Here is a 26,646-nt window from a genome sequence, read left to right as displayed (position 1 = left end):
TATCCGCATTTTAGATTGTAAGGAGTGTTTGTTTGAGCATACTCGATCATGTGGAAAAGCCTGCGCGTTATACAGGCGGGGAACTAAACAGTGTCGTCAAGGAAAACGCGGATGTAAATTTCGCGCTTTGCTTTGCGGATACGTACGAGGTGGGCATGAGCCATCTCGGTATCAATATTTTATATGAAGTAATCAATGCGCTTCCCGGAATATGGGCGCAGCGCGTTTTTTGCCCGTGGACGGATATGATCGAGGCGCTGCGCGCCAGCGGCGAACCTCTGTGTTCCCTGGAAAGCGGGATGCCGCTTTGTGATTTCGATATCGTGGGTATTAACCTTTCCTATGAAATGTGCTATTCCAACGTACTTGCAATGCTGGACCTCGGAATGCTTCCGGTTTTTGCCAAAGACAGGCGGGACAGTGATCCGGTCGTAGTCGGCGGGGGCGCGTGCACGGTGAATCCGGAACCCATCGCAGACTTTTTCGACCTGTTTGTACTGGGAGAGGGCGAAGAGGCCACACGGGAGCTTTGCACCCTGTATGCACGGCATAAAAAAGGGGGCTTTTCCCGCGGAGCTTTTTTGCGGGATGCGGCAGCACTGGAAGGCGTCTATGTCCCCTCCTTTTACGAGCCTGTTTACAATGAGGACGGAACGATACGCGAGATCGCGGTGAGGCGGGAAGGCGCGCCCGCTGTGGTTAAAAAGCGTATTGTGGAAAATTTCGATGCGGAGCAGACGGTCCAAAAGCCTGTTTTGCCCTACATCAATACGGTGCATGACCGCTGTACGCTTGAAATCATGCGCGGCTGCCCGCGCGGCTGCCGCTTTTGCCAGGCGGGGTTTGCCATGCGCCCGGTGCGTGAACGGCGGGCGGAGACGGTGCGCGCGGCTGCGCGCAACGTAATCGCCGCGACGGGGTATGATGAAATTTCCCTTTCCTCGCTTTCCTCCGGGGATTATTCACAGATCGACGAACTGGTAAGCGGCCTTGTGGAGGAATTCAGCGCCCAGCGCGTATCGGTATCGCTTCCTTCCCTGCGCATCGACAGCTTTGAGAAAGACCTTGCGGCGGGGCTGCAGAAGGTTCGGAAAACGGGCCTTACCTTTGCGCCGGAGGCAGGGAGCCAACGGCTGCGCGACGTAATCAACAAAAACATTTCGCGGGAAGAAATCCTCGCTGCGGTGGTGCGTGCGTTCGAGAGCGGCGTTTCCACCGTCAAACTGTATTTTATGATCGGGCTTCCCACCGAGACCGTGGAAGACCTTGACGGTATTGCGGATATGGTAAAGAGTATCCGCGAAGCGTTTTACAGCGTGCCCAAGGAAAAACGCCGCGGATTCCTGAATATTACCGTGTCGGCGTCGTGCTTTGTGCCCAAGGCGTGCACGCCGTTCATGTGGGAAGCGCAGGACACGATCGAGACGTTGACGCAGAAGCAGCAGTATCTTCGCGGCAAACTGAAAATTAAGGGCGTGAAATTCAATTACCACGATGCGTCGACCTCGTTTTTGGAGGCGGTGCTGGCCCGGGGCGACCGGCGGCTTGCACCCGCGCTGCTGGCGGCGTATCAAAACGGAGCGGTCATGGATGCGTGGTACGAATTTTTTTCGCTGGAACGTTACATGGAAGCATTCCGCGCCTGCGGCATCGATCCCGCATTTTACGCGAACCGCGAACGGGCGGCGGACGAGGTGATGCCGTTTGAGCATCTTGATTGCAGGATCAGCAAAGCGTTTTTGCGGCGGGAGCGGGACCGGGCCTATGAGCAGAAGACCACAAAGGAATGCAGGCAGCAGTGCAATATGTGTGGAATACAGGAGTTTTGCGGATTCGCAAAGTGAGCGTGGTTTTTGCCGGACAAACGGTACACTGCCCGTCCTTGACGGGTCTTAAAGGACGAAGGACAGAATGACATGAAACTGATTATTAAATACAGCCGCCACGGAGCGGTCAAATACATTTCGCATCTCGATATGCAGCGCACCTTCGGACGTGCGGTGCGGCGGGCGGGCCTTCCCGCGGAATATTCGCAGGGGTTCAATCCGCATATCATCATGTCGTTCGCATCCCCTCTTTCCGTGGGCTACGAGACGGAAGGCGACTACCTTGAGCTTTCCCTTGCGCGGGAAATGGACCCGCGAAGGGTGAAAGAAGCGCTCAACGCCGTCCTGCCGCATGAACTGCGTGTTCTGGACGCACATGAGGCGGCGGGGACGAAAAAACTGATGGCGCAGAACGAGAGCGCGGCCTACCGGATAAAAATTCATTTTAAAAATGAAGGGGATTGTGATAAAATAAGGAATGCGGCAGAAAAGCTGCGGACTGCGCAGGAGTATGCTGCAAAGGACAGGAAGGGGCGGGAGCTTGATATCCGTCCGCTGATCCTTGAAATCGGGATGGACGGGGACGAAGTCAGGCTGCTTCTGAAAAATGCGAGCGACGGCGCGCTCAATCCTGCGGTGGCTGCAAACGCCCTGCTTTTGGAAGCGGGCGTGGACGCGGAATACAGCGTTTGCCGGACAGAATGTTATACGGTAGAGAACGGGAAAAGAATCCCGTTTCAGGAATATAGTTTTTAAATTTTGAAGGAGCCTACGATGGTGAAAAGAATCATCGCCGACGCCAATGCGCACGAAGCGCGCGTGGCCCTCATGGAGGGCAGGGAGCTGGTGGAAATCCAGGTCGAAACACGCGGCAAGGAGCGGCTTGTCGGCAATATTTACAAAGGCAGGGTCGCCAATATCCTTCCTGGAATGCAGGCGGCGTTTATTGATGTTGGTTTGGATAAAAACGCATTTTTATATGCGGGCGACATCCTGTGCGACGAATCGGACTTTATTTTTGAAGAGGGCGCGGATGAAGCCCCGATCAAAAAAAAGCTGGAAGTTCCAAACATCAAGGAATTGCTGAAACCCAACCAGGAGATCATGGTACAGGTCTTAAAGCAGCCGGGCGGCACAAAGGGCGCGCGCGTTACGACGCACATCACCCTGCCGAACAGGCTTCTTGTTTTGATGCCGACGGTCGACCATGTGGGCGTTTCCCGCCGGATTGAGGATGAGAAAAAGCGGGAGGAGCTGAAGGAGCTCCTGACGCGTTTGAAACCGCGCAGCATGGGCGTGATCGTGCGTACGCTCGCGGAACAGGCGACGGAGGAAGAGATCGAAACGGAGCTGAAATTCCTTGTGCGCCTGTGGCAGAAGGTGCAGGAAAAGGCAGATTTCGTGACGGCGCCCCGTCTTGTCCATGCGGAAGAAACGCTTTTGTTCCGCACGGTGCGCGATATGTTTACGCCGGATGTGGATGAATTTGTCATCAACGACAAGGATTATTATGAGAAAGTCCTCGCGGTCGTGAACATCGTTTCGCCGGGGATGGAGAAGCGTCTGAAGCTGTTCGAGCACGAAGGGAATATTTTCGACTATTACGAGATCGAAGACAAGATCGGCAAGGCGCTCCAGCGTAAGGTATGGATGAAGAACGGCTGTTATCTTGTGATCGACGAGACGGAAGCGCTTACCGTGGTGGATGTGAACACCGGAAAATATATCGGGGAAGACAATTTGCAGGATACGATCCTGAACGCGAACATCGAAGCGGCGGAGGAAATTGCGAGACAGCTGCGGCTTAGGGACTTAAGCGGGATCATTGTCATCGATTTTATCGATATGGAATCCGAGGAGAATAAGCATAAAGTGGTGGATGCGCTGAAGGATGCGCTGAAAAACGACCGCACCAAATCAAATGTGCTCGGCATGACGGAGCTTGGCCTTGTGGAAATGACGCGCAAAAAGACGCGCCGCAAGCTTTCAGCCCTGACGCAGACCACCTGCCCGTGCTGCAATGGCTCGGGAAGGGTGTATAACCTTGAAAACATGGCGATGCGCGTGCGCAGGGAGATCATCCGCACCGTGGCGCCGGACGAGCAGGGAATGTTCATCGTGGATGTTTCGGATACGCTTGCAGATTATATTATTTCGCGCAACAACCAGAACCAGGCGGTCCTACCGCATTTTGAAAATGCGCATTTCTTTATCCGCAGTACGAAAAACGCACATCCGGAGCAGATCATTATCAGCCGTGTGACCGACAAAAACGCGCTTTCCGATACGCAGGTTTTTTGTTGACAGCACGGATGCCTTATGGTAACATATTTAATTGAGCCGCTCGCATAGGCGTAAACGCGTATTCATAGAATACGGGCCGATTGCGGCGAGACTGGGTAAGGGAGGTAAAGGTCATGTATGCAATCATCAGGTCCGGTGGGAAACAGTATAAAGTGGAACCCGGCATGGTAGTCAAGGTTGAAAAGCTGGATGCGGAGGTTGGCTCCGAGGTATCGTTTGAGGCGCTTATGACGTCCGACGGCAAAGCGGTCCAGGTAGGACAGCCGGTACTTGCAGACGTGGTGGTCAAAGGCAAAGTTCTTGCGCAGGATAAGGCAAAGAAAGTCATTGTGTTCAAGTATAAGCCGAAAAAGGATTACCGCAAGAAGCAGGGACACAGACAGCCGTATACAAAGGTAGAGATCACGCAGGTCGGTTCCGAAGTGGCAAAGGCGAAGCCCGCTGCGAAAAAGAAAGCGGACGAGACGGCGGAAGCTGCCGTGAAAAAGACGGCTGCTGCAAAAGCGGCGCCGAAAGCAGCGGAAGAGAAAAAGCCCGCCGTGAAAAAGACGGCTGCTGCGGAAAAGAAGCCCGCTGCAAAGAAAACGGCTGAAAAGCCTGCTGCGGAAAAGAAGCCCGCTGCAAAGAAAACAGCTGAAAAGCCTGCTGCGGAAAAGAAACCCGCTGCAAAGAAAGAAGTAAAAGAGACTGCCGAAAAGACGGCAGAATAATCCCGGAATTTACGTAGAAACGAGGTGTTATTCCAATGGCACATAAGAAGGGCGTAGGTAGTTCGAGAAACGGACGTGATTCTGAATCCAAACGCCTCGGCATTAAGCGTTCGGACGGACAGTACGTACTCGCGGGGAACATTCTGGTTCGCCAAAGGGGTACGAAGATCCATCCCGGCAACAACGTAGGCCGCGGCGGAGACGATACGCTGTTTGCACTCGAGAGCGGTATCGTAAAATACGAGCGCAAGGGCAGAGACAAGAAACAGGTCAGCGTTTACGCAAACTAAAGTGCATCGGAAAGGCATCCCTTGGGGGTGCCTTTTTTTCATGCGCAAAACCCTCCCGGTGCGGAAAACGGGCGGAAGGCTTCCGGAAAAAGCGCACTCTGCCGAAGGACGGACCAGATGCCTTTTACTGCTCCGTACGCGGCATCCTGCGCTGTGAAGGAAGCCTCCGCGAGAGTTGACGAAACGGAGGAAAAGCTATAAGATAGAATTATCTATATTATGGGGAAGTGCCGCCATGCAAAGGCGAAAACGGGAAAATGGGCAAAAAAAAGCGCAGCATTTATATCTCAACTGAATTGGTTTTGATTCTGGTACTGCTTGCAGCCGCGGTTCTTATCACGATGCTGATGGAGCCGCACCAGGTGCGGACGGCGGTCATCAGCGCGATCTTTGTGGTCGTGGTGGTTTATTTTGTTGTGTCCACCCTGCGCAAGGAGCGCTGGTTCACCATTGCAGGCAGAATTCTTACGGACTGCTCGGACCAGATCGATAAATATGTCAACGCCGTTACCATGCCTACTGCCATCACAAAGAAAAACGGTACGATCGGCTGGCACAATCCGGCTTTTTCCATGCTTGCGGACATGCGCTGCGAAGGACGCAATATCTTCCGGATATTTCCGCAGCTTTTAAAGCCATCCGCCGACCGGAAGGTGAAGATCGGCAGCGTTACCTATGTGAAGGAGGTTATCCCGGCCAAACTCAACGGGAAAGATTATACGATCTACCGGCTGATTGACGTTAACAACACCTACGAGGCGTCCGACCTGTACCGTATCGTTACCACAGCGGTATGCCATATCCAGGTGGACGCATACGGCGACCTTTTGCGCGGGACGGCGCAGAACGACCATGCGAAGATCGATGCGGAAATCGACCGCATCATCGCGGGACAGGCGGCGGGTCTGCGCGGGGTTTACCAGAAGTACGACCGCGACAAATATCTGATGTTTTTTGAACGGCGGTATCTTTCTTCCCTGATGCAGGGAAAATTTGCGATCCTGAACCAGGTGAAGGGGATCGATACTGGAAACGCCGCCTTTACGCCCACCCTCAGTATCGGCGCGGGCGTGGGAAACAGCCCGGACGACGCAAACAAGAACGCGGGCGCGGCGCTTGAGCTTGCGCTTGGACGCGGCGGCGACCAGGCTGTTTTGAAAGACGAAAGCGGTTATAAATTCTATGGAGGCGGACAGCAGGCCATTGAAAAACGTACCCGCGTAAAGGCGCGCATGTTCTCGCACGCATTGAAAAACCTGATGGAGCAGTGCGAGAAAGTCGTCATTATGGGACATTCGGTGCCCGACCTCGACTGCATGGGCGCAGCCCTTGGTATCTATGCGTGCGCGCGGCAGGCGGGCAAGCGCGGATATATCGTCCTCGATAAATCCAATGCCGCGGTGCAGGGGCTGGTAGACGAAATGAAGCGGGACCCTGATTATAAGGAGGTTCTTGTGACTCCGTCCGAAGCGGAACGGCTGCTGGAAGACCAGGCGATGCTGGTCGTGGTGGATACGCAGATCGAAGACTTTACCATCGCGCCGCAGCTGATTCCCAAGGCAGGTACGCTTGTGGTGATTGACCACCATGTACGCGGGACCACGCATATTGAAGCGCCCACCCTTTCGCTGTTTGAGCCTTATGCCTCGTCCACGGCGGAAATGGTTACGGAGATCATCGAGTATTTCTCCGACAAAATCTATATCAAACCGCTGGAGGTGGAAGCGCTGCTGGCAGGAATTACCATTGACACCAAAGGATTCTCGTTTAAGACGGGGGTGCGCACCTTTGAAGCGGCCTCTTACCTGCGCAAGCTGGGGGCGGACACCACAACCATCCGCCACCTTTTTCAGGATGACCTTGAAACCTTTTCCACCCGCGCGAGCGTCGTGCAGAACGCGGAAGTAAGGGACGGCATCGCGATCTCATGGTGCCCGGATAATGTGAAAAACCCGCAGCTCCTCGCGGCGCAGGCGGCGGATTCGCTGATTGGTATCCGCGGAATTAACGCCTCGTTTGTGCTATGCAGGCAGGGCGATACGGTCATCATTTCCGGACGGTCGATCGGCGGAATTAATGTACAGCGTATTTTGGAGAAGCTTGGCGGCGGCGGGCATGCGACCATTGCGGGCGCACAGCTTAAGGGGATCGATAAACAGACCGCGGCCCATGAGCTGCGGCAGGCGGTTGAAGAATATAAAAAGGAGAGCTAAGCAAATGAAAGTGATTTTGACGGAAGACGTAAAAGGCAAGGGAAAAACGGGAGATATCGTAAATGTAAGCGACGGTTACGCGCGTAATTTTCTGTTTCCCAAAAAGCTTGCGAAGCAGGCGACGGCACAGAATCTGAACGCTGCGACGATTGCGCACGCGGCGGAAAAACATAGAAAAGACGTGGAAAAGCAGGACGCGAAGGAACTCGCGGAGCGCATTTCCGGAATGACGCTTACCATTCCCGCCAAGCATGGCGGCAACGGGAAGTTGTTCGGTGCGATCACAGCGAAGGAAATCGCGGCCGCGCTGGAAGAAAAGATCGGCGTTGCGATCGATAAGAAAAAAATCTCGGCCCCAAATATTAAGGAGCTCGGAGAATATGATGTGAGCGTCAAGGTCTATGCGGAGGTAAGCACCGCATTCAAAATAGAGGTTGTCGATGGCTGACGGAGCAGTGCACGCGCCGCAGGGACGGATCGCCCCCCATAATCTGGAAGCGGAGCAATCCATCCTCGGCAGTATGCTTTTGAATGAAAAATGTGTGTTTGAGGCAATGGAAGCGCTGCATGAAACAGACTTCCACCAGCAGCAGCACCGCAATATTTTTCGTGCCATGGACGAGCTCGTACGCGAAGGCGTCGCCGTGGACATGGTGACGGTCAGCCAGAAGCTGGAGCAGGAAGGCCATATGCCGATGGGAGGCATGGAATACCTCTCGGGGCTAACGATGACCGTTCCTTCGGTTGCAAACCTGAAGCACTATATCCATATCGTAAAGGAAAAAGCGTCGCTTCGCGAGATGATCGACGTCTGTATGAAGATATCCGACGACTGCTACCGCGGGGAACAGGACGCGCGCGAGATCGCAAATACGGCCGCGACGGCGATCCTGCGGCTTGCGCTTAAGGATGAACGAAGCTCGATGCAGCACCTCTCGGCGGCTCTTCAGCAAAGCTATGTCATCATCAGTGAAGCGATGAAAAACAAGGACGGCCTGATGGGCCTGCCCGCAGGCTTCCCCCTGATGGACAAGATGCTGTCCGGCCTGCAGGGGGGGCAGCTGATCGTTATTGCAGGACGTCCGGGCATGGGCAAAACGAGTTTTGCGATGAATATGGTGGAGTATATCGGCCTTACGCAAAAGGCGGTTTGCCTTGTGTTTTCGCTGGAAATGTCGGCGGACCAGCTTGCGACGCGCATGCTTTGTTCGCAGGCGAAAGTGGACAGCCAGGACGCCCGTACGGGTAAGATCGGCGCGGTAGAGATCAATAAATTCGCCGAAGCGATGAAGGAGCTTTCGGGTACGGAAATCTATATCGACGATTCCGCGTCTATTACGCCGACGGAAATGCTCGCCAAGGCGCAGAGCCTCAAAAAGAGCAAGGGCCTCGGCCTGATTGCCATCGACTACCTGCAGCTGATGCAGGCTGGCGGCCGGACGGAAAGCCGCCAGCAGGAGGTCGCGCAGATCACACGTACACTTAAAATCATGGCTAAAGAACTGAATGTTCCGATCCTGCTGCTTTCCCAGCTTTCCCGTGCGTCGGAAAAACGGGACAAGAAATCGCGGTATCCGATGCTTTCCGACCTGCGCGAGTCGGGCGCGATCGAACAGGATGCAGACGTGGTTATTTTCCTGCACAGGGAGGATTATTATCCGGAAGACAAAACGCCGGAAAACATGGGCAAAGCGCGCATCATCATTGCCAAACAGAGAAGCGGCCCAACAGGCGCGATCTCTATGCAGTGGCAGGGCGAATATACGAAATATATGGAAGTGGATTACGTCCACGATGAAGAGGAGGCGCCGGAGTATTGATTACAAACCAGTGGTTCTGCGGGCTTGCGGACGACGCACGTATGATCCGCGAAAAAGTATTTGTAGAAGAGCAGGGATTTCCGCCGGAGGAAGAATTTGACGTGTTCGACGGCCAGGCGATGCACGTCGTGATTTACGATGGGGAGCGGCCGGTCGGCACGGGGCGCGTGTATCACGACGGGAAAACGTTCCGGATAGGCCGGCTGTGTGTGCTGAAGGAAGAACGCGGACAGGGGATCGGCGACCTTATGATGCGGGTGCTGCTTGTTAAAGCCTTTGAGTTTGATCCGTCCCAGGTGCGTATCCTCGCACAGGTGCACGCAAAGGAATTCTACGAGGGTTTTGGATTCGAGCAGGACGGAGAGGCAACGGAAGACTCGGGAGTCATCCATATCCCGATGCGCGTTACGAAAGAAACACTTGTATTCCAGAGCGGCTGCGGAAAAGAAATGCATTTCAAGGAAATATTCCCGGAAAAGGGATAAAACAGCTTGAAAGCGGACAAGGAAGAATAAAAAACCGGACGGTTCAGAGAAACGCCCGGTTTTTTTAACCGGCATCATTTTTGCTGATACCGGCATACATATAATCTTCAGGATGCGAACGAGATATAAAGTCCAAGCGCTCCGTCTGATATGGATACGCCAAGGTGGATAGTATCCTTGCACAATGCGATGCCCGCGGAAGCGGGCTCGCTGTCCGCCGCGATCTCGCGGAACCCGCCTTTCTTGAGTACGCTGACATATTGCTCTCCCTGCTCCCGCGTGATATCGGAAAGAAAAACGGAATAGTAATCATGACCGTCCGATTCTCCGGAAAGAACAAAATCGGGCGTGCCATATTCGGGCCGGGGAATATTTTCCGTATATTTGTTTTCCGGCCATGCGTCGATCGCCTCCCGCACGGTGCCGGGCGGGTAAGAGGACTGCGGTACGGAAGCAGAAAGCCCGCATCCGGCTGTGAGGAATACAGCGCAAAGCATACAGCAGAGCGATAAAAATATTTTTTTCATACGGTTAGTCCTTTCTTTGTCAGGTGCGCGGGCGCATACCGTTATTCCTACCGCCAAATTTTGGGCGAAGGAAGAGCCGGACCGTGATGCCCGCGAATAGGATGAGCAGGAGCGGAAGAATAAAAGAGACCATGCTCCAGCTTCCGGCAGAAACAAAAATACTGGTTGGGCCGTCCGCTCCGCCGATGACCGCAGTAGCGCCTTCAGCGGGAAAAACCGCGAGCGGCATATTCGGGATATTGAACAGGAAGGCAAGCCACGGGGCAGCGTTCAAAAAGGCGAGAAACAGTGTGGCCGCAAGAAAAATATACTTGGCTGCCGACGGACGGTAGACCGCATTCATGCCCTTTGAGATCGCTTCTGCCGGGCCGAGGCTTCCGACGGCCGCGCGTTCCGCTTCCTCCTGGGTCTTTCCGCCGCGCATGAGCTCTGCCGTTTTTTGCTCAATGTGATCCAAAAGTTCCGCGCGGAACAGCTCGCGCTCCCTGCATGAACGGATGCTGCGGCATACGGAATCGATGTAATCGCAGGCAGTCTTTTGCAGCTTCATCATGCCTTGCTCCCTATCATCTGTTCTATTGCCGCGGAGAAGGTGCGCCATTCCCGCTTTTTCGCGTACAGCTGTTTCTTGCCGCGCTCCGTGATCTTATAATACTTGCGCAGCCTGCCGTTTTCTGCTTTAACCGCATAAGATTCGATATAACCGTCTTTCTGCATGGCGTGCAGGACGGGATAGAGCGTACCCTCTTGGAATTCAAAAATATTGTCCGACTGGTCAGCAAGCTCGCTGATGATCTGGTAGCCGTACATATCCCTGTTTTCCAAAAGGTGCAGAATCAAAAGAGAAGTTCCTACCGAGGTCATATTTTTATCAAATTTCATAAGCCGCCATTCCTTTCCCTGACAGAACATAAAAATACCTTGAATATCTATGCTTGAATTGTACATAGATATTCAAGGTATGTCAAGCGTTTTTACAGAACGGACTTAATACCGGTCGTAATGCACACGCTCGGCTACGATTTGCGGATGCGGCTTTGCATGCTCCGCGGGATGACCGACCGAAATCACACTGAACGGAATGATGTCCCCGGGAATCTCGAGTATGCGGCGCACCCCTTCGGGTCCCTCTTCTGTGGGATAGCACCCCAGCCATACCGCGCCGAGGCCGAGGCCCTCCGCCGCAATGAGGATGTTTTGCGTGGCGGCGGCGCAGTCCTGAACAAAAAAGTCTTTGTTGGAGCCCTGATAACCGCGCAGGTTGGCGCAAACGACGATCGCCAGACCCGCGTTTTTCAACATCGGCCAATGCTGCCGTACCGTTGATAATTTTTCAAGGCGCGCTTTGTCGCGTACTACAATGAATTCCCACGGACGGGCGTTCCTGGCGCTTGGCGCGCTGAACCCTGCCGAAAGCAATAAATCTTCGTGCTCTTTGGATACGGGCTCATCCGTATATTTGCGCACGCTTCTCCGGCCTAAAACACAGGATAACTGTTCCATAATCAAAACCTCCTAAGCTGCTGTGAATTATTCATAAACAAATTTACTATAACTTATCTCCATACAATTTGCAAATTTCATGTACAGGTACTATAATACAATATGTAGTATAGATGAAGAACGCCGCAGCACAATTAGGGGCGTAAAGGGGAAACATACATGATTAAGCTGGAAATCACGCAGGAACACCAGGGGTACCGCATCACACAGTGCGTGGCGGACTTTTTGCCGGAGCTTGCCTCTGTCAATTTGAAGAAAATGATTAAGTCCGGGGACATCAAGCTGAACGGTTGCCTGATAAAAAAGGATTTTGAGGTAGAGGCGGGCGATATCGTGGAAGTGTATGTTCCCGTCGAGTTCCAGCGGTTTCCGCTGCTCGATATCGTTTATGAAGACAAAAACCTTGTTGTGCTGAACAAACAGCCGGGCACCGTGGTCGTGGGCCGGGTCGACAGGAATACACCCGAGCTGATGTCTATGGTCATCAACTATATGCGCGATGCGGGGGAATATTCTGAGGAATCGGGCTGTATACCCTTTGCCTGCTTCAAACTCGACGTTTATACGGGAGGGCTCGTGTTGTTTGCGAAAAATGCGGAATATTTTGAAGCGATCCGCGAGGCTGTCCGCCAGCGGCGGCTTCAGCGTACCTTCCGCGCCATTATCAAGGGATGCCCGGATTATGAACGCGGCGAATTCCAGCACTTTTACGTGAAGGACGGCGACGGCAAGTACCGCGTTTCGGCCAAGAAGATGCGGGGCTCGGTGCCGATCTATACGCGCTACCGCGTGCTTGAAAGCAACGGTATTTTCAGCGTTGTGGAGATCGAGCCGGTGACCCAATACCTGAACCAGGAACGCGCCCATATGGAGGCGGCAGGGTTTCCCGTTCTGGGGGATCATTTATATGGCGACGCGCGCACCAATAAAAAGCTGGGAATCAAATACCAGGCACTGTGGGCCAACAAGATCAGCTTCAATACAGGCGTGAATAATATGCTGGAGTATCTCAACGGCAGGACCATTGAAACTGGGGATATCGATTTTCCCCTTGTAAACTTTGAATAGGCGGCGGGGAAAGCGGCAGGGCATGTGAGCCTGCGGAAAGGAAAATCATAGGGTGGGAAGCTCAAATAAATTCCATGGGAAACGGTCGGGCGGAAGGCACGTAAATGTCATCCGCTCTTTTTTTGTGGGATGCAGGAAGGAAAGACGGTACGACCACAGGCACAGCAGCGGATTTTCCGCGCCGCCGTATTTCGCGTCGCCGACAAGAGGCGCGCCCGCATGGGAAAACTGTACGCGGATCTGGTGGGGGCGGCCTGTTTTAAGGGAAATATCGGCAAGGGAATAGCCCTCCCTTTCGGAGAGGACGCGGTAGGAGAGCTCGGCGTGCTTTGCGCCCTGCGTCCCCTGCGGGACGACGTGCGAAGTATTTGTCCTGCCGTCCTTTAAAAGTTCATCCACAAGCGTTCCTGCGCGCGGCAGCTTGCCTGCGGCGACCGCATAATAACCCTTTTGGAAGGAGCGGCCTTTTATCTGCGCGGACAGCCGCGCCGCGGCTTTGGAGGTGCGCGCGAACGCCATAACCCCGCCCGCTGGGCGGTCGAGACGGTGTACAAGCCCGAGATAAACCGCGCCGGGCTTTTCATATTTTTCTTTTATATATTGCTTGAGTAAGGTAAGAAAATCCATATCGCGCGAGGCGTCTGCCTGGGAAGGCATATTTTGCGGCTTCACCGCGACGATCACATGGTTGTCTTCATAGAGGATATGGGGAATCATATATGCCACCTTGTCGTCGTGCCGCAGGGGAGCACGACCTCCTGGCCTTTGATGGGCAGACACAGGTCGCCCGCGTCGACCGTTCCGCCGCATCCGGGCAGACAAATGCGGAGCAGGTTTTTGCATACCACGGAGGAAAGACCGGTGGTATAGGAGTTGATGATAAAAAAGAGGGGCGTATCGGAAAGCAGCTTTGCGGTCTCTTCTACAAGATGGAACAGGTCGTCCTCGGTACGGAAGACTTTTCCGTCTGCGCCCCGTCCATAGCTGGGCGGGTCCATCACGATCCCGTCGTAGCGGTTGCCCCGGCGCTGCTCACGCAGCACGAATTTCAGGCAATCGTCCGCAAGGATGCGGACGGGGCGGTCTTCAAGGCCGGACAGCGCGAGGTTTTCCTTTGCCCAGCCGTTCATGCTTTTCGCCGCGTCGATGTGCGTGACCTGCGCGCCTGCCTGCGCGCAGGCAAGCGTTGCGCCGCCGGTATACGCAAACAGGTTGAGGATACGCGGCCTGAAGGAGGCCCTGCCGATCATCCCCGCCATAAAATCCCAATTTGCCGCCTGCTCGGGGAAAAGGCCGGTATGCTTGAACCCGGTAGGCCGTACGTAAAACCTGAGGGAACCGTATGAAAGGATCCAACGTTCGGGCAGCTTCCGCAAAAAGTTCCACTGGCCGCCGCCGCGGTCGCTGCGCATATACTCCGCGTGTGCCTCGCGCCACAATTCCGGGGCCTGCTTTGCCCAGATGACCTGCGGGTCCGGACGGGAAAGAATCACATCCCCCCACTTCTCAAGCTTCATGCCGTCGCCCGTATCGAGCACCGTATAATCCTGCCATCCATCTGTTAAAAACACGTTTTCACCTCGTACGTAACTAAAATTTATAATTACTGTTATTTTAACATAAACCCGCGCATGGATACTATCATGTATGCTATAATATTTCTGCCACAATTTAACGGAGGCGTTTTATGAAACTGGAAGCATTTGCAAAGCTGAACCTGTCTCTTGCGGTGACCGGCAGGCGTGCGGACGGAATGCACGAGCTGGATATGCTCATGCAGAATATTTCGCTTGCGGACGAACTCGAGATATTTCCGGCGGACGCCGTATCCCTGCAATGCGAAGGAATTCCGGCGGATGAAAGCAACACCGCCGTCAAAGCGGCCCGGCTGTTTTTTGAAGCGGCGGGAATACGCGGCGGCGCACGGATGACGCTTAAAAAACATATCCCGGCGCAGGCGGGCCTCGGCGGGGGCAGCAGTGATGCGGGCGCCGTGTTAAACGCGCTCAATGAAATTTATGGCGCGGGGCTTTCCCAGGAACAGTTGAAGGAGATCGCGGCGCGGATCGGCGCGGATGTTCCGTTTTTCCTCAAAGGCGGCTGCATGCGGGCGCGGGGGATCGGCGAGATCCTCAGTCCGGTGCGCAATGCCTGCGATTTTTCCTACCTGCTGGTTAAACCGGAAGGGGGCGTCATGACCGGGCCAGCCTACGCAAAATACCACGATCTTCCCGCCGTAACGCCGGATATTGGAACCGCTGCCGCGGCGCTCGAGGCGGGAGACCGGGAGGCGTATTTCAATGCGGCGGGCAATTCCCTTTTGCCGGCGGGCGCTGCCCTGTGCCCCGAAGTGGGTACGCTTCTGGAGGAGTGTATGGAGTATGGTGCGAGCTTTGCAATGATGACGGGCAGCGGAAGCTGCGTATTTGCAGTATTTTCCGATGCGGCAGAAGAGGAACGGGCGTATGCGGCCTTTTTGGGACGGTATGCTTTCTGTGTACGCGCACGGAATACAAAAGAGGCGTTCCGGGTAATCGGACCGTGAACAGCGCGTGTGGTGCAAAGGGTCCCAAAGCCCGGAAATGCCGCCGCGAAAAAGGCGCAGACGCAGCCGGACAATAAAAAACGCGCCTTCCCCGGCAGGAATAAGCGGAAAAAGACGCGGGTATCCATTGCAGTATGCGAATGACCACGGTGTAGTGTCTCGCAGGCATGCAGCAATCCTCACCTCATGCCATCATATAAGCGGCGTGTTTTACGATATAGTCCACGAAGGTTTTCTCCATCAGCGCCTGCCCGTCCCCGTTGGGGTGAATGCCGTCTTCGCAGATTAACGCCTGGTATTTCGGCTGCCGCAGGAACGCGCCGCGCACGTTTACCATATGCGCCCCTGTTGCCTGCGCAATCTTTTCGATGGTATAGGAGTATTTTTCCTGCCACCAGTAAATTTTGGATACGTCGTGCAGCCACTTTAAAATGTTATGCGCGCGCTGCGGATCGTTTTTTGTGAACCAGCGGAAATAGGAGGCGGCGTTGAGCGGAGGCAGGTTCATCAGCACGGGAACTTTATTCAGTTTTTTCAGCGACTGCACCATGCGCAGGATATTATCCTCGAACACCTTCAAAGGAGTATTGGGCAGGTGCACCGCCATCGGGTCTTCGGCGACCTCATCCCATTTGTAGTCGCAGTCGTTGCCGCCGTATTCGATCAGCACCAAGTCGGGGTTCAGGTCGGTAAGCTTTTCCGACAGGATACGCTGTCCATAATCCGACGTCGTCCCGAACTTTGAAAGGTCGTGGACGCTCGGACGAAGAATGGCTTTCAGCCGCCGGATGAATCCGTCCTTCGAGAAAACATAACGTTTCTTTTCCGGGTGGAATACAACGCCTTTGGCGACGGAATCCCCCATCACCAGAATAGATTCAACAAATTTTTGAGCCATCGATTTGTCCTTTTCTGCTTAACCGCACACGGCCGTCCATGCCAGGCGTTTTCCAGGGTGCGGCGCGGCCTGTCGTTTCCTAACAATAGTAACCTCAATTTAACATTTTAAAAGTATTTTTACAAGGGCAAACGGACAAAAAGTGTCTGGGGCAGGGTTCTGCGCCGAAAACGGGAGGGCGTTCAAAAAGAATTCAGAATTTCATTTGTACGCGTTTGTTGAAAAAGGAAGAAAAAATCATTATAATCATTATAATAAATCAAGGAGATACGGTTTGAAAAAATACTCCAGGGACCGCCGCCGCGATACGCCGGCGCGCAGGTTTGTACAAGCAAATAAGAAAAAACTGACCGCACTCCTGTGCGCTGCGCTTGCAGTCGTGGCTGTGGTACTTGTTTTGATGAACCTCGCGGCCAGGCAGGGCTTTGAATCCAGTTTCCTGATGACGCGCGATACGGTCAAGGTGGGGCTGCGCACGGATATCGAAGGCTTTGGCAGTGTGGACGAAAATGGTAACCTTGTCGGTTTTGACCGGGATTATATCGATACGATCCTGAACGAACTGCTGGGCGGGCAGACGAAAATGTACGAATATTATCCGCTCACGTCGCAGGAGGCGGGCGGGGCCATCAAATATGGAACGGTGGATATTGCGCTCGGGCTACTTACGAACGGGACGGATAAAACGAAGGGCTTTACGCTGACGAAGCCGTATTATACGGATGACGTAGTAGTCGTGACACGGGCGGATTCGCGTGCCCAGGGGCTTGCCGACATCGAGAGCGACTCTATCGGGCTTTTCGCGACGGCGGTCCCTTCCTCGGACTTCGCGGATCATTTGGAAAGCCAGGGGCTTGATTTTGAAATCCTGCGGTATGCGGATTTTGAAAGCGCGACGATCGATCTGGACGCGGGGCGCGTCGCGGCGATCGCCATGCCGCGCGCTATGTCGAAACAGTTTGAAAACGCGGGCTACCGAATCCTTGCGGAGCCGGCGTATGAGGTGGGATACAGCATTATGCTTCCTACGGGGCAGAGTGCGGTGGAAGCAGAATTCAACCGCGTGATCGACCAGTTTGCAGAAGACGGGACTACGTTCGCGCTGGAACAAAAATGGGGGATATGATCCGTTGATGAGGGACATGGAACAGGGATACGAGCCGGAGCTGGAAAGGCTTGCCCGGCAAATGAATAAGCTGGAAGAGCTTCCGGCGCTGATCGAGGAAATCCGTACGCAGAGCAGGAGCATGGCGGAGGCGGAAAGCAGGATGCGCGGACTGGTGGAAAATTCGGCGCGGCTCGTCAGCGGGATGATTGCCGTCATGGAATCAATGCAGCGGGAGCAGATGCAGATTCGTTATGCGCTGCTTGAAAAAACAGGAGACCTGAAAAAACGAATCGACCTTTACTCGGAGGAAACGAACGGACGGCTTGCGGCCATCGAACGCCAGCAGGCAGACTGTGCGCGCAAGGAAGAAGAAACGCAGGCTTCCTTCTTTAGCAAGCTCGAAAAAAAGGAAAAAGCGGGACAAAAAAAGAACCGCTCCGGCCTGCGGGCCGTGAAGGTGCTGGTCGCGGTCTTCGGGAGCGCTATTGTGGCGCTGCTGATTCTCTTTCATTTCTTTTTATAAGCGGAATTTTCATTAAATTGTTTAGCGCGCCGCGAAAGTGGTTATATTGACATTAGGTAGGGCTGTGTGTTACTATTAGCACATAGGGTGAGCTCCAAAACTCCCCGGAACCCACAAATAAAATGTGTCAGGAGGACAAACGGAGTGAAGATTAAAAACATTAGCGAACCGCAGAAATTCTTTGAGCTTCTCAAAGACTGCAAGGGCAAGGTAGAACTGGTTACGTCGGAAGGCGACAGGTTAAACCTGAAATCGACGTTGTGCCAGTACATCGCACTGACGCAGATGTTCAAGGACGCACAGATCGACGAACTGGATCTGATCGTATCCGAGCCCGAGGATTTAAATCTCTTGCTGAACTATCTGGTAAGAGGTTAAAAACCCTTACGAAACACCAAGGCTAGAGTCTTTTAAAAGACAATAGCCTTTTTTGTTTATATTTGTTTGGGGGTATGCGCGGGCATTTCGGCCCCCCGTTCACGGCGCTGCGGGAGACATAAAATCCGCGGGGCGGAGGGAGCGCAAGGAGGCCCGCCGGCAGCGGCTTTAAACGGGAGGAAGCGCGGCAAAAGCGTTCCGCGGCGGGCCGTACCGCCTGCCCGCGCGTCTCCTGGCCGCCAACCGGTATTGCCAGACCCCGGCGGAAAGCGGCAGGGAAAAATTACATGATTTCACAAAATTTGGCGCGGGTCCATGCTATAATATTACAGAACAACAAAAAACGGAAGTCGTTTTTCGTTTGATCTGCGGTATGCCTGCGGGCCGCTGAATTGGTGCCGGGACCGCATTGAGATAAAATAAACCGGGATCAGGAGAAAGAACGTTTATGGGCGTTACCTTTGTGCTCGGGCGTACTGCGTCGCAGCGGGACGAACGGGTCGCTTTAAAAATCAAACAAATTGCGGAACGGGACCCGCTTGCGGAAGTCCTTGTTGTGGTACCGCCGCAATCCACTTATATTACGGAGAAGCAGCTGATGCGCGCCCTGCACGCAAAGGGGCTGATGGGCGTATGCGTGCAAAGCCCGGCCCGCGTTGCAGACCGCGTGCTGGAAAGCACGTACGGCAGGACGGTTACAAGCATCGACGCGGCGGGGAAAAGTATGCTCCTGCGCACGATTCTGGACGAAGAAGCGCCGGAGCTTTCGGCGCTTGCGCGCTGCGTGGGAAAAAGCGACTTGCCGGTACAGCTTGCGGACCTGATTTCCGAACTGAAAACACTCGACGTTATGCCTGATATGCTGCTTGGGATAACAACGGAGCACGCCGCCACGCGCGAGAAGCTGAAGGATATCGCCCGTTTATACGAGCGGTTCAATGAAAAATCGGAAGGGCTTTTCGATACGGAGGATAAGATCAACCTCGTGATCGACCATATCCCGGAAGCGGATTTTGTCAGGCGTTCGCACCTTGTGATCCATGGATTCGACATTTACAACGCACAGACGGTGCGGTTTATAAAGGCGCTGATGCGCACGGCAAAGGATACGGTGATGTCTTTTTATTATGCGCCTGCCGGTGCGGCGGACGCTGGGACTTATGAAATCTGTAACGAGAACCGGGATAAATTCCTTGCGGATGCCATGAAGCTTGGCCTTAAAACGGAAATCGTAACGGAGGAGCGGGATGTTTCGCCGGATATCCTGCATATTGAAAAAAATCTGTATGCCTACCCCGCCGAGCAGTCCGGGCGCGCACGGGACGTGAGCATCACGCGCGCCGCAGACGTGGAGGAAGAGGTGCGGGCGGTGTGTGCGCAGGTGGTGTGGCTGAACCAAAAATATGGGTATGCCTACCGCGATATGGCAGTGGTCTGCGGAAGCGCGGAACGGTATGTTCCAGCAATCGCGCGGGTCTTCAGGCAGGCGGGCGTGCCCTGCTTTGCCGGGGAGAAACGGACGCTTGACCAATGCGCGTTCAGCACCTTTCTGCTTACAGCGATAGAACTCATGCAGGGCAAGCTGAAAAAAGACACCCTAATCGCCCATGCAAAGACAGGGCTGTGCGATCTTACGGAATATGAGGTCTGCGCGATGGAAAACTATGTATTTTCCAATGTGCGCGATGGGTTTGCTTTTACCTTTCCATTCCGGGAAGCGGCGGCGGAACAGGCGCGGGAGAAACTTATGGAGCCGCTCCTCAAACTGCGGGAGGATGCGAAGAAAGCCAAAACGGCAGGGCAGCTTCTTGGCTGTGCGGCAGACTATATGGATAGGCTGGAGGCAGCCAAAAAGCTGAACAGGCAGTTTGCCCGGGCGCAGAAGGCCGGACTTATGGAAAGCGCGGAATGGAATGCGCAGGTGGCGGATAAGACAATGCGTATCCTGGCACAGGCGCGGGAGATACTTGGCGGTACATCTATGAAGAAGCGTCAGCTTGTGGGCCTGCTGAAGACGGGGCTGCGGGCGCAGAAGGTGGGGGTGATCCCGCCGGGAGCGGACGAGGTTGCCGTGGGCGAGATATCTTATATTCGTATCGGGGATGTAAAGGCGGTGTTTGTGCTTGGCGCAAACGACGGTATTCTGCCCAATTACGAACAGAGCTCGGACATCCTTGCGGACTATGAACGCGAACTACTGCTCTCGCAGCTTGCGGGGCTGCGCTTCACGGGCAACGTGGAAAAACAAAAGCTGGCGATCTTGAAGACATTCACCAAACCGGAGGAGAAGCTTTTTCTGAGCTTTGTAGACGACGGGCGGGAAAAGCCATCGCCCCTGCTTGGCAAGGTGTGCGAGCTGTTCGACGGAATCCGGCAGAATGAGGCGGGGAAGCTTGCCCTGACGCTCAAGCAAAACGCTTACCTAAAAACGGCGCAGGCCCTTCGTTCCTTTGGCAGCGGACAGGGACTGGCGTGCGCGGAGGAGGTTGCTTCCGCTGTGCTGCGGGATGGGGAATTCCCGCAGCGGCAGCGCGCGATCCTGTGGGGAGTCCGCAGCGCGAATGCCGCGCGGCAGCTGAAGCCGGAAACGGCGGCGGAGCTGTATCGGGAAATGAAGGGAAGCGCAAGCAGGCTTGAAAAGTATTATGAATGCCCGTACAAGCATTTTATCGGTTATGGGCTTAAGGTTGTCCCGCCGCGGGAATACACCATTGATCCGCTTGACGTAGGCAACTATGCGCATAAAATACTCGAGACGCTGACCAGCCGCTTCCGCGAAACGGGGGAGCGGTGGGCGGACGTCCCGGACGGCAGGTTCGACGAATATCTTACGCACAGTGCATCGCAGGCACGGGAAGAGCAGAGCAAATATACGCTCAATAAGCACAACGAAAACGTATTGCGCGCGGTGGAGCGGGAAGTCCGGCTGGCGGCGCATGCCATCCGCAGGCAGTCGGGCAAGTCGGCGCTGCAGCCGCGGGAAAGCGAATGTTGGTTTGAAAAAGAGTTTGCGGACGGGCTTACGCTCACCGGCAAAATCGACCGGATCGACGCGGCGGAGATGGACGGTACCCTTTATTTTGAAATTGTGGATTATAAGACGGGGGAACCGCATTTCTCCCTGCGCGAGCTCGCCGGGGGGCTGTCTTTGCAGCTGATGATTTATATCATGGCAGGGGCGGAGCTGCTGGGGGGCAACGCGCAATTTGCGGGCGCGAATTATTTCAGGATTCATCTTCCTTCGTTCAGCGGAGAAGGGAAAGTGCCGGAAGAGGATTTTGATATGGAGGGCATATGCGGTGTGGATTTCGATACCGCGCAAAAGCTTTACGGCGGAGAGGGGGACGTGGTCGTGACCATCGCCCTCAGACGGAAAAAAGACGGCGAAATGAGGCAGGGCACCAAAGAAAGGATGTTTTCCGCGCGGGAGGTCGGCACGCTTCTTTCCTTTACGAAAGAACTGGTGGAGGGCGCCGTGCACGGAATGCGGCAGGGCAACACGCAGATACGGCCTTACCTGATGGATGGGCGGACGGGCTGCGACTATTGCGAATTTTCCGGCGTGTGTATGTTTGACGAAGCCTACGCGGGGAACAGGCCGCGCGTCATTGAACAAGTAACCCGGGAGGATTTGCTCGGCGGGGCGGAAGGCAGCGAAGCGGAATAAGCAGGCAAAGCCCGCAGCGGCAATATGCGGGAATTCGGGAAGAGCGGTGTGGAGAGAAACGTGAATTTAACGGAAAAACAGGCAAGGGCAGTCGAAACACAGACAAAGAACGTACTTGTGTCCGCGGCAGCGGGCAGCGGCAAGACGAGCGTCCTTGCAAAACGCGTAGTACGCATCATAGAAAATGGGGGCGACGTGCGCTCGATGCTTGTCATGACGTTTACGAACGCAGCGGCGGCGGAGATGCGCCAGCGTATCGCACGCGAGCTGCGCGAGGAGGGCGCCCGCGGCGGAGGCCGCCGCCTGTACGACCAGGCGGAATTTGTGGCGGCGGCGGATATCTCGACCTTCCACAGCTTTTGCGGCAAGGTAGTGCGCAGGAATTACGCGCTTTTGGGCCTTTCGCCCGGCGTTCGTATCATGGACGAGGGCGAAATGAACCGGATAAAGTCTGCGTCGGCACGCGAACTGTTCGATGACTTGTATGAGGCGGAGGACGCGGGATTCCTGCAGCTTCTGAAGCGGTATACCCGGCGCGGCGACGACCGGACGCTGGCGGATTATTTGTTCCGCATTTATGATTACCTTATGAGCAAGCCCGATCCGTTCGGATGGGCGCGGTGGTCGGAAGAAAAAAATAATCCGGACTATATTGCCTGGCTGGGAAGACAGCACGACGAAAGTATTGCGGAGGGCCTTTCGCGTGCGGAGGCCTGGATCGCCGCCGCGGCGGCGGTCTCCGGTAGCGTGGAGGAAAAACAATTTGCGCAGGATATGATCTGTATCGCCCTGCTGAAGGAAATGCGGCAATGTGTGCGCACGGAAGGCGCGCAGGCTTTTTTCGCGCGATATGGCGGCGCGAAAATACCCAATGTGGTCAAGGGCCTGCACGAAAGCTGCAAGGCGCGCATCCAGAAAATGTATGGCGAAGCGCGCAAGCTGCTGAAGGAAGCGTTGCTTGCTGCTGCGGAGCCCTTTGCCGAACGGGTGCAGGAAGAGCTTTCCCACACCCAGCAAGACGTGCGCGCCATGATCCGGCTGGTGCGCGCTTTCCATGAACGCTATGCGGGGAACAAGACGGACGCGAATGTGCTCGACTATTCCGATATGGAGCATTTTGCGCTCAGGGCCCTGCAGGACGAAGACGTGCGCGCGCTGTATGCGGCTACTTATCAATATATTTTTGTGGACGAATATCAGGACACCAATCCTGTGCAGGAGGAAATTGTCCGTGCGGTCTCTTGCGAGGGAAGCCTGTTCATGGTGGGGGATATCAAGCAGAGCATCTATAAATTCCGGTTGGCGGACCCTTTTATTTTCCGCGAAAAGGCGCGCGAATTCCGCAGGGAAGCCGAAGGCGGCGAGCTCATTTTGATGAATGACAACTTTCGCAGCAAAAAAGGCGTGATTGACGCGGTGAACGGGATCATGGAGCGCGTGATGTGCGAGCGCCTCGGGGAGGTGTGTTATGACGACGGCGAACGCTTGTGCGGGAGCGCGGACGGCGGCGGTGCACGTATCCTTTTGTGCGGGGAAAAAGTGGAGGATGGCAAGGACCGCGGCAAGCATGCCGTGCAGGCGGAAATGATCGCTGCGGAAATCGAGCGGGAGCTTTCCGGCACGGTAGCGGATAAGAAGACAGGACAGCCGCGGCCGGTGTCATGCGGCGATATCGCGGTGCTCTTCCGTTCGCGCGGAGAGCTTATTTACCATTTGAAGTCTGAGCTTGACAAGCGTGGGATCCCGTGCGCCGTAGACGTTGAGCAGGCAAAGGACTTAAAGGAAATCGAGCTTTTTGTCAACGTGCTGCGGCTGGTGGATAACCCGCAGCAGGACGTGCCGCTGCTTTCCGTGATGCGTTCGTTCATCGGAGGTATGGACGAACAGGACTTTGCGCAGATACGCGTTGCGGACGGCCCGGCAAAGGAGCCGTTCTACAGGAGTGCGGAACGCTATGCGCAGCGGGACGATCCGCTCGCGGGAAAATTGCGCTTCCTTTATGCACGGCTCGGCTTCCTGCGTACATGTGCGGTCTCGCTTTCCATTCCGGAGTTCCTTGCCCGGATGGCGCAAGAGCTCGATTTTGAAACCTATCTCGCGTGTACTCCGGGCGGGGAGATGAAGCAGGCGGTGTTTTCACAATTTCTCGCGATGGCGGCGGAGCTTGGGCGGCAGGAAAATAGTCTCTATCTCCTGCTGCGGGCGCTGCGTGAGATCAAAAAGAAGGACGGAGCTTACCTCAAGGCGGCGGTGCGCACGGGGAGCGCGGATTGCGTACATATTACTACCATTCATGGCTCTAAGGGGCTCGAATATCCCATCGTCTATGTGGCGGGCCTTGAGCGTACGCTTACCGTACAGGATTTTAAAAACAGAATGCTGATCCATGCGGATTTTGGCCTCGTGGCGCAATATATCGACGAAGAAAAACTGCTGCGCCGTCCGACAGCCGAGCTTGAGCTTGCCAAACGGCAAATTCGGCGTGAATATCTGTCGGAAGAACTGCGCGTTCTCTATGTGGCGATGACGCGCGCGCGGGAACGGCTGGTTCTGGCAGGCAGCGTGGGCGATATGGAGCGCGCGCGGGAGCGGTGGCAGCTCATGCGCGATATGGGGAATTATGAAGACGCGAAATCCATGCTCGACTGGATCATGGCGGCCAATGCGGACGATGTGATACCGGTGGAGGCCATAGACGGGAAGCGGGAAGAAGATGAGCGCGGCCTGCCAGACGTGTCCGAGGAGATAGAGCGCCTGCGCGGCCTTGGAGCCCAGGCGGAGCTTTTGAGCGCGGGACCCTATGACGCAGTGCCGGCCAAGGTATCGGTCAGCGCGGTGAAGCAGGCGAAAAGCATCCGGCATTTCCTTACGCCCGTGCTCCCGGACGAAGACGAAGAGATCACCGGAGCACGCCTGGGCACGCTTGTGCACAGCATGATGGAACGCGCCGTGTTTTCAGCGGCCGGAATAGAGGAGGCCGCGCGGGACATGCTGGCGAGAAAGCTGCTCACCCGGCAGGAATATGAAGCGGTAATGAGCCACCAGGACTGGATTCGCGGCTTTCTCGAGACGCCGCTCTATGCGCGGATCGAGAAGGCGGGCAAGGTATTGCGCGAACAGCCCTTCAACCTTGAGGTAGAAGCGGACAGCATCGGCTACGAGGGAACTGGAAAAATGCTTGTGCAAGGCATACTCGATCTTGCGTTTTTGGAGGACGCATGGGTGCTGGTGGATTATAAGACGGACCGCGTGACAGAGAAAACGGTTGATGAAACGGCGCAGGGATACGCGGTGCAGCTCGAGCTGTACGCGCGTGCCCTGCACGAAATCACAGGGATCCCTGTAAAAGAAAAATACCTGTATTTCCTGCGGCTGCAAAAGTGCATGGAGTTGTAGTAAAGTGCGGGACATCACCGTGTAAAAGCGGCCTGCGCTTTTAGGAAAATTAATCGGGTAGCGAAGGAAAAACGAAATGACGAGGTTTATCGTGGATTTTGCAGCGGAGCGGGGCGGACGCGGAGCTTTTCGTGCTTAACGAATCAGGCGTTCAAAAACGCCTTGCGGGCAAACGCTATTTTATCACCAAGCGTTTTTCAGACCAGCCGCAGCGTATGCTGAAAGAGCTGCTGGATAAGACGGATAACGGAGAATAAAAAAGGAGGGAGCGCCTCCTTTTTTATTCCTGGCCCGCCCGGAACGGCCTTTTGTATCAATATCCCTGCTGTTCGATATATTGCGCGATGTCTTCAACTATTTTTTGCTGATCTTCCGTCTTTGGAAGGGTGCGCAGCCGCTTTGCCAGGTCCGTACTGCGGAAGATGCAGCCGGAAAGCGCGGGGGCGATCCCCGCAATGAAATCCGCATCCATTGCATCGGAGTAAAGCTTTGCGTCCGTCACTTTTCCGTCTTTTGTGGATAGGAGCAGCTCTATGCCACCCCACGGAAACCGCGTTTTGGTCGTGATGTCAAATTTTGGAGATTCCCCAAAAATCCACTCCCAGCTTGCGTTACGCTTTTCAATAGCGGCAATTTCATCCCATGCCGCTTGCGTAAACGGATAATCCTGCGGCTGTCCATATTCTTCCGCAAACGCCTGCCTCAGGGCTTCCGTCATTTTTGCGGGGGTAATCTCCGGATTCAGCTCCGCAAGGTTTACCACCCGGGAACGCACAGACGCGATGCCCTTGGATTCGATCTTATCTTTGGGAACGGCAAGATATCCGGCCAGTTTGCCCATATCGGAATCAATCAATATGGTCCCATGATGGAACGCGCTGCTTTTACGCATGCAGAAAGCGTTGCCCGAAAACTTCCGGCCTTCTGCCAGAATGTCGTTCCGTCCTGAAAATTCCGCGTCGACCCCAAACATTTTTGCCGCATCCAGCATGACCTTTAGCTGGCGGTGCAGGTCATATCGGCTTTTATCCGCAATGAAGGAAAAGTTAAGGTTCCCTGTATCGTGAAAGACGGCGCCGCCGCCTGAAATCCGCCGCGCGAGCTTCCCGCCGTCGCGCTCAAGCTTTTCATGCCGGCATTCCCCCCATGCGTTCTGGTTTTTGCCGATAATCACCGAATCCCTGTGCGTATACAAATAAAGCACGACCTCTCCCGGATTTATATGGGTAAGGATGTATTCTTCTACCGCAAGGGTGTGGTGGGGGTTGTTGCTGTCGGATACGTAAAAATAATGTTGCTCCTGCATGCTGTTCTCCTTTGGCGTTTTTTCCATTATAGAAAAAAAGCGTGAGCGGTGCAAGTTTTCCGTTGCGCGCTCCGCTTCT

General features: G+C 54.8%; 25 protein-coding genes. 17 read left to right on the top strand and 8 right to left on the bottom strand.

The annotated features are described in order from the left end of the window. Positions 1-32: 32 nt before the first annotated feature. From B1H56_RS08360 to B1H56_RS08315, 9 genes are all read left to right on the top strand, one after another. Positions 33-1,844 carry a TIGR03960 family B12-binding radical SAM protein gene (locus B1H56_RS08360; RefSeq protein WP_242862046.1) on the top strand — a complete coding sequence of 604 codons (1,812 nt, stop codon included), beginning with the start codon at positions 33-35 and terminating at the stop codon, positions 1,842-1,844. Between the two features lie 72 nt (positions 1,845-1,916). Further along, on the top strand, positions 1,917-2,582 hold the full coding sequence (locus tag B1H56_RS08355; RefSeq protein ID WP_066523138.1) for a TIGR03936 family radical SAM-associated protein: 666 nt from the start codon (positions 1,917-1,919) through the stop codon (positions 2,580-2,582). 18 nt (positions 2,583-2,600) lie between these two features. Further along, a complete protein-coding gene (locus B1H56_RS08350) occupies positions 2,601-4,130 on the top strand; it encodes an Rne/Rng family ribonuclease (RefSeq protein WP_066523137.1) in 1,530 nt (509 codons plus the stop codon). 113 nt (positions 4,131-4,243) lie between these two features. Continuing rightward, a complete protein-coding gene (gene rplU / locus B1H56_RS15160; RefSeq protein WP_066523136.1) occupies positions 4,244-4,840 on the top strand; it encodes a 50S ribosomal protein L21 in 597 nt (198 codons plus the stop codon). A 35-nt stretch (positions 4,841-4,875) separates the two neighbouring features. Beyond that, positions 4,876-5,130 (top strand): 50S ribosomal protein L27, encoded by a 255-nt coding sequence (gene rpmA / locus B1H56_RS08340; RefSeq protein ID WP_066523135.1) that lies wholly within the window; start codon positions 4,876-4,878, stop codon positions 5,128-5,130. Between the two features lie 257 nt (positions 5,131-5,387). Further along, complete coding sequence (locus B1H56_RS08330) at positions 5,388-7,343, top strand: DHH family phosphoesterase (protein WP_066523133.1); 1,956 nt, start codon at positions 5,388-5,390, stop codon at positions 7,341-7,343. Positions 7,344-7,347: 4 nt separating this feature from the next. Continuing rightward, positions 7,348-7,791: a 50S ribosomal protein L9 gene (rplI, locus tag B1H56_RS08325; RefSeq protein ID WP_066523132.1), complete on the top strand. Its 444-nt coding sequence runs from the start codon at positions 7,348-7,350 to the stop codon at positions 7,789-7,791. Further along, complete coding sequence (gene dnaB / locus B1H56_RS08320; protein WP_066523131.1) at positions 7,784-9,163, top strand: replicative DNA helicase; 1,380 nt, start codon at positions 7,784-7,786, stop codon at positions 9,161-9,163. The genes rplI and dnaB overlap by 8 nt, the downstream gene beginning before the upstream one ends. Continuing rightward, positions 9,160-9,648: a GNAT family N-acetyltransferase gene (locus B1H56_RS08315; RefSeq protein ID WP_066523130.1), complete on the top strand. Its 489-nt coding sequence runs from the start codon at positions 9,160-9,162 to the stop codon at positions 9,646-9,648. Before dnaB ends, B1H56_RS08315 begins: the two co-directional genes overlap by 4 nt. A gap of 107 nt (positions 9,649-9,755) precedes the next feature. On the opposite strand, the gene B1H56_RS08310 is transcribed toward B1H56_RS08315, so the two are convergent. The 4 genes from B1H56_RS08310 to B1H56_RS08295 form a co-directional block, all read right to left on the bottom strand. Next, the gene (locus B1H56_RS08310; protein WP_066523126.1) at positions 9,756-10,175 is read right to left on the bottom strand and encodes a hypothetical protein; all 420 of its coding nucleotides are present in this window, start codon (positions 10,173-10,175) and stop codon (positions 9,756-9,758) included. A gap of 19 nt (positions 10,176-10,194) precedes the next feature. After that, entirely contained in the window at positions 10,195-10,728 is a 534-nt protein-coding gene (locus B1H56_RS08305) for a permease prefix domain 1-containing protein (RefSeq protein WP_066523125.1), read from the bottom strand. Beyond that, entirely contained in the window at positions 10,725-11,057 is a 333-nt protein-coding gene (locus B1H56_RS08300; RefSeq protein WP_066523124.1) for a PadR family transcriptional regulator, read from the bottom strand. Before B1H56_RS08300 ends, B1H56_RS08305 begins: the two co-directional genes overlap by 4 nt. A gap of 105 nt (positions 11,058-11,162) precedes the next feature. Next, complete coding sequence (locus B1H56_RS08295) at positions 11,163-11,678, bottom strand: nitroreductase family protein (RefSeq protein WP_066523123.1); 516 nt, start codon at positions 11,676-11,678, stop codon at positions 11,163-11,165. Positions 11,679-11,837: 159 nt separating this feature from the next. Between B1H56_RS08295 and B1H56_RS08290 the strand changes: the two genes are divergently transcribed. Beyond that, positions 11,838-12,746 carry a pseudouridine synthase gene (locus tag B1H56_RS08290; protein ID WP_066523122.1) on the top strand — a complete coding sequence of 303 codons (909 nt, stop codon included), beginning with the start codon at positions 11,838-11,840 and terminating at the stop codon, positions 12,744-12,746. Between the two features lie 45 nt (positions 12,747-12,791). Here the strand turns inward: B1H56_RS08290 and B1H56_RS08285 are convergent, their stop codons facing one another. Next, entirely contained in the window at positions 12,792-13,463 is a 672-nt protein-coding gene (locus B1H56_RS08285; RefSeq protein ID WP_066523120.1) for an RluA family pseudouridine synthase, read from the bottom strand. After that, positions 13,460-14,317: a class I SAM-dependent methyltransferase gene (locus B1H56_RS08280; RefSeq protein WP_066523118.1), complete on the bottom strand. Its 858-nt coding sequence runs from the start codon at positions 14,315-14,317 to the stop codon at positions 13,460-13,462. The genes B1H56_RS08285 and B1H56_RS08280 overlap by 4 nt, the downstream gene beginning before the upstream one ends. 116 nt (positions 14,318-14,433) lie before the next feature. Here B1H56_RS08280 and ispE point away from each other — a divergent pair, with 116 nt between their 5' ends. Beyond that, positions 14,434-15,291: a 4-(cytidine 5'-diphospho)-2-C-methyl-D-erythritol kinase gene (gene ispE / locus B1H56_RS08275; protein ID WP_066523117.1), complete on the top strand. Its 858-nt coding sequence runs from the start codon at positions 14,434-14,436 to the stop codon at positions 15,289-15,291. 184 nt (positions 15,292-15,475) lie between these two features. Here ispE and B1H56_RS08270 read toward each other — a convergent pair whose 3' ends face one another. Continuing rightward, positions 15,476-16,189 (bottom strand): SGNH/GDSL hydrolase family protein, encoded by a 714-nt coding sequence (locus B1H56_RS08270; RefSeq protein WP_066523116.1) that lies wholly within the window; start codon positions 16,187-16,189, stop codon positions 15,476-15,478. Positions 16,190-16,463: 274 nt separating this feature from the next. Between B1H56_RS08270 and B1H56_RS08265 the strand changes: the two genes are divergently transcribed. From B1H56_RS08265 to B1H56_RS14520, 6 genes are all read left to right on the top strand, one after another. Then, positions 16,464-17,315, top strand: coding sequence for a substrate-binding periplasmic protein (locus B1H56_RS08265; RefSeq protein WP_066523115.1), 852 nt, complete (start codon positions 16,464-16,466; stop codon positions 17,313-17,315). 7 nt (positions 17,316-17,322) lie between these two features. Continuing rightward, positions 17,323-17,820 (top strand): hypothetical protein, encoded by a 498-nt coding sequence (locus tag B1H56_RS08260; RefSeq protein ID WP_066523114.1) that lies wholly within the window; start codon positions 17,323-17,325, stop codon positions 17,818-17,820. Between the two features lie 144 nt (positions 17,821-17,964). After that, positions 17,965-18,198 (top strand): hypothetical protein, encoded by a 234-nt coding sequence (locus B1H56_RS08255; RefSeq protein ID WP_046442406.1) that lies wholly within the window; start codon positions 17,965-17,967, stop codon positions 18,196-18,198. A 448-nt stretch (positions 18,199-18,646) separates the two neighbouring features. After that, positions 18,647-21,865, top strand: a complete 3,219-nt coding sequence (locus B1H56_RS08250) for a PD-(D/E)XK nuclease family protein (RefSeq protein ID WP_066523112.1) — start codon at positions 18,647-18,649, stop codon at positions 21,863-21,865. A 60-nt stretch (positions 21,866-21,925) separates the two neighbouring features. Further along, positions 21,926-25,261, top strand: a complete 3,336-nt coding sequence (locus B1H56_RS08245) for a UvrD-helicase domain-containing protein (RefSeq protein ID WP_169797796.1) — start codon at positions 21,926-21,928, stop codon at positions 25,259-25,261. Positions 25,262-25,359: 98 nt separating this feature from the next. Then, positions 25,360-25,518, top strand: coding sequence for a hypothetical protein (locus B1H56_RS14520; RefSeq protein WP_162938977.1), 159 nt, complete (start codon positions 25,360-25,362; stop codon positions 25,516-25,518). Between the two features lie 56 nt (positions 25,519-25,574). Here B1H56_RS14520 and B1H56_RS08240 read toward each other — a convergent pair whose 3' ends face one another. Further along, positions 25,575-26,594 carry a lipoate--protein ligase gene (locus B1H56_RS08240; protein ID WP_066740081.1) on the bottom strand — a complete coding sequence of 340 codons (1,020 nt, stop codon included), beginning with the start codon at positions 26,592-26,594 and terminating at the stop codon, positions 25,575-25,577. Between the last annotated feature and the right edge of the window lie 52 nt (positions 26,595-26,646).

Source organism: Christensenella minuta (assembly GCF_003628755.1).
In the GTDB taxonomy this organism is placed as follows: domain Bacteria; phylum Bacillota; class Clostridia; order Christensenellales; family Christensenellaceae; genus Christensenella; species Christensenella minuta.
Note: the sequence above shows the minus strand (reverse complement) of the source record. Positions and strands in the feature narration are given on the sequence as shown.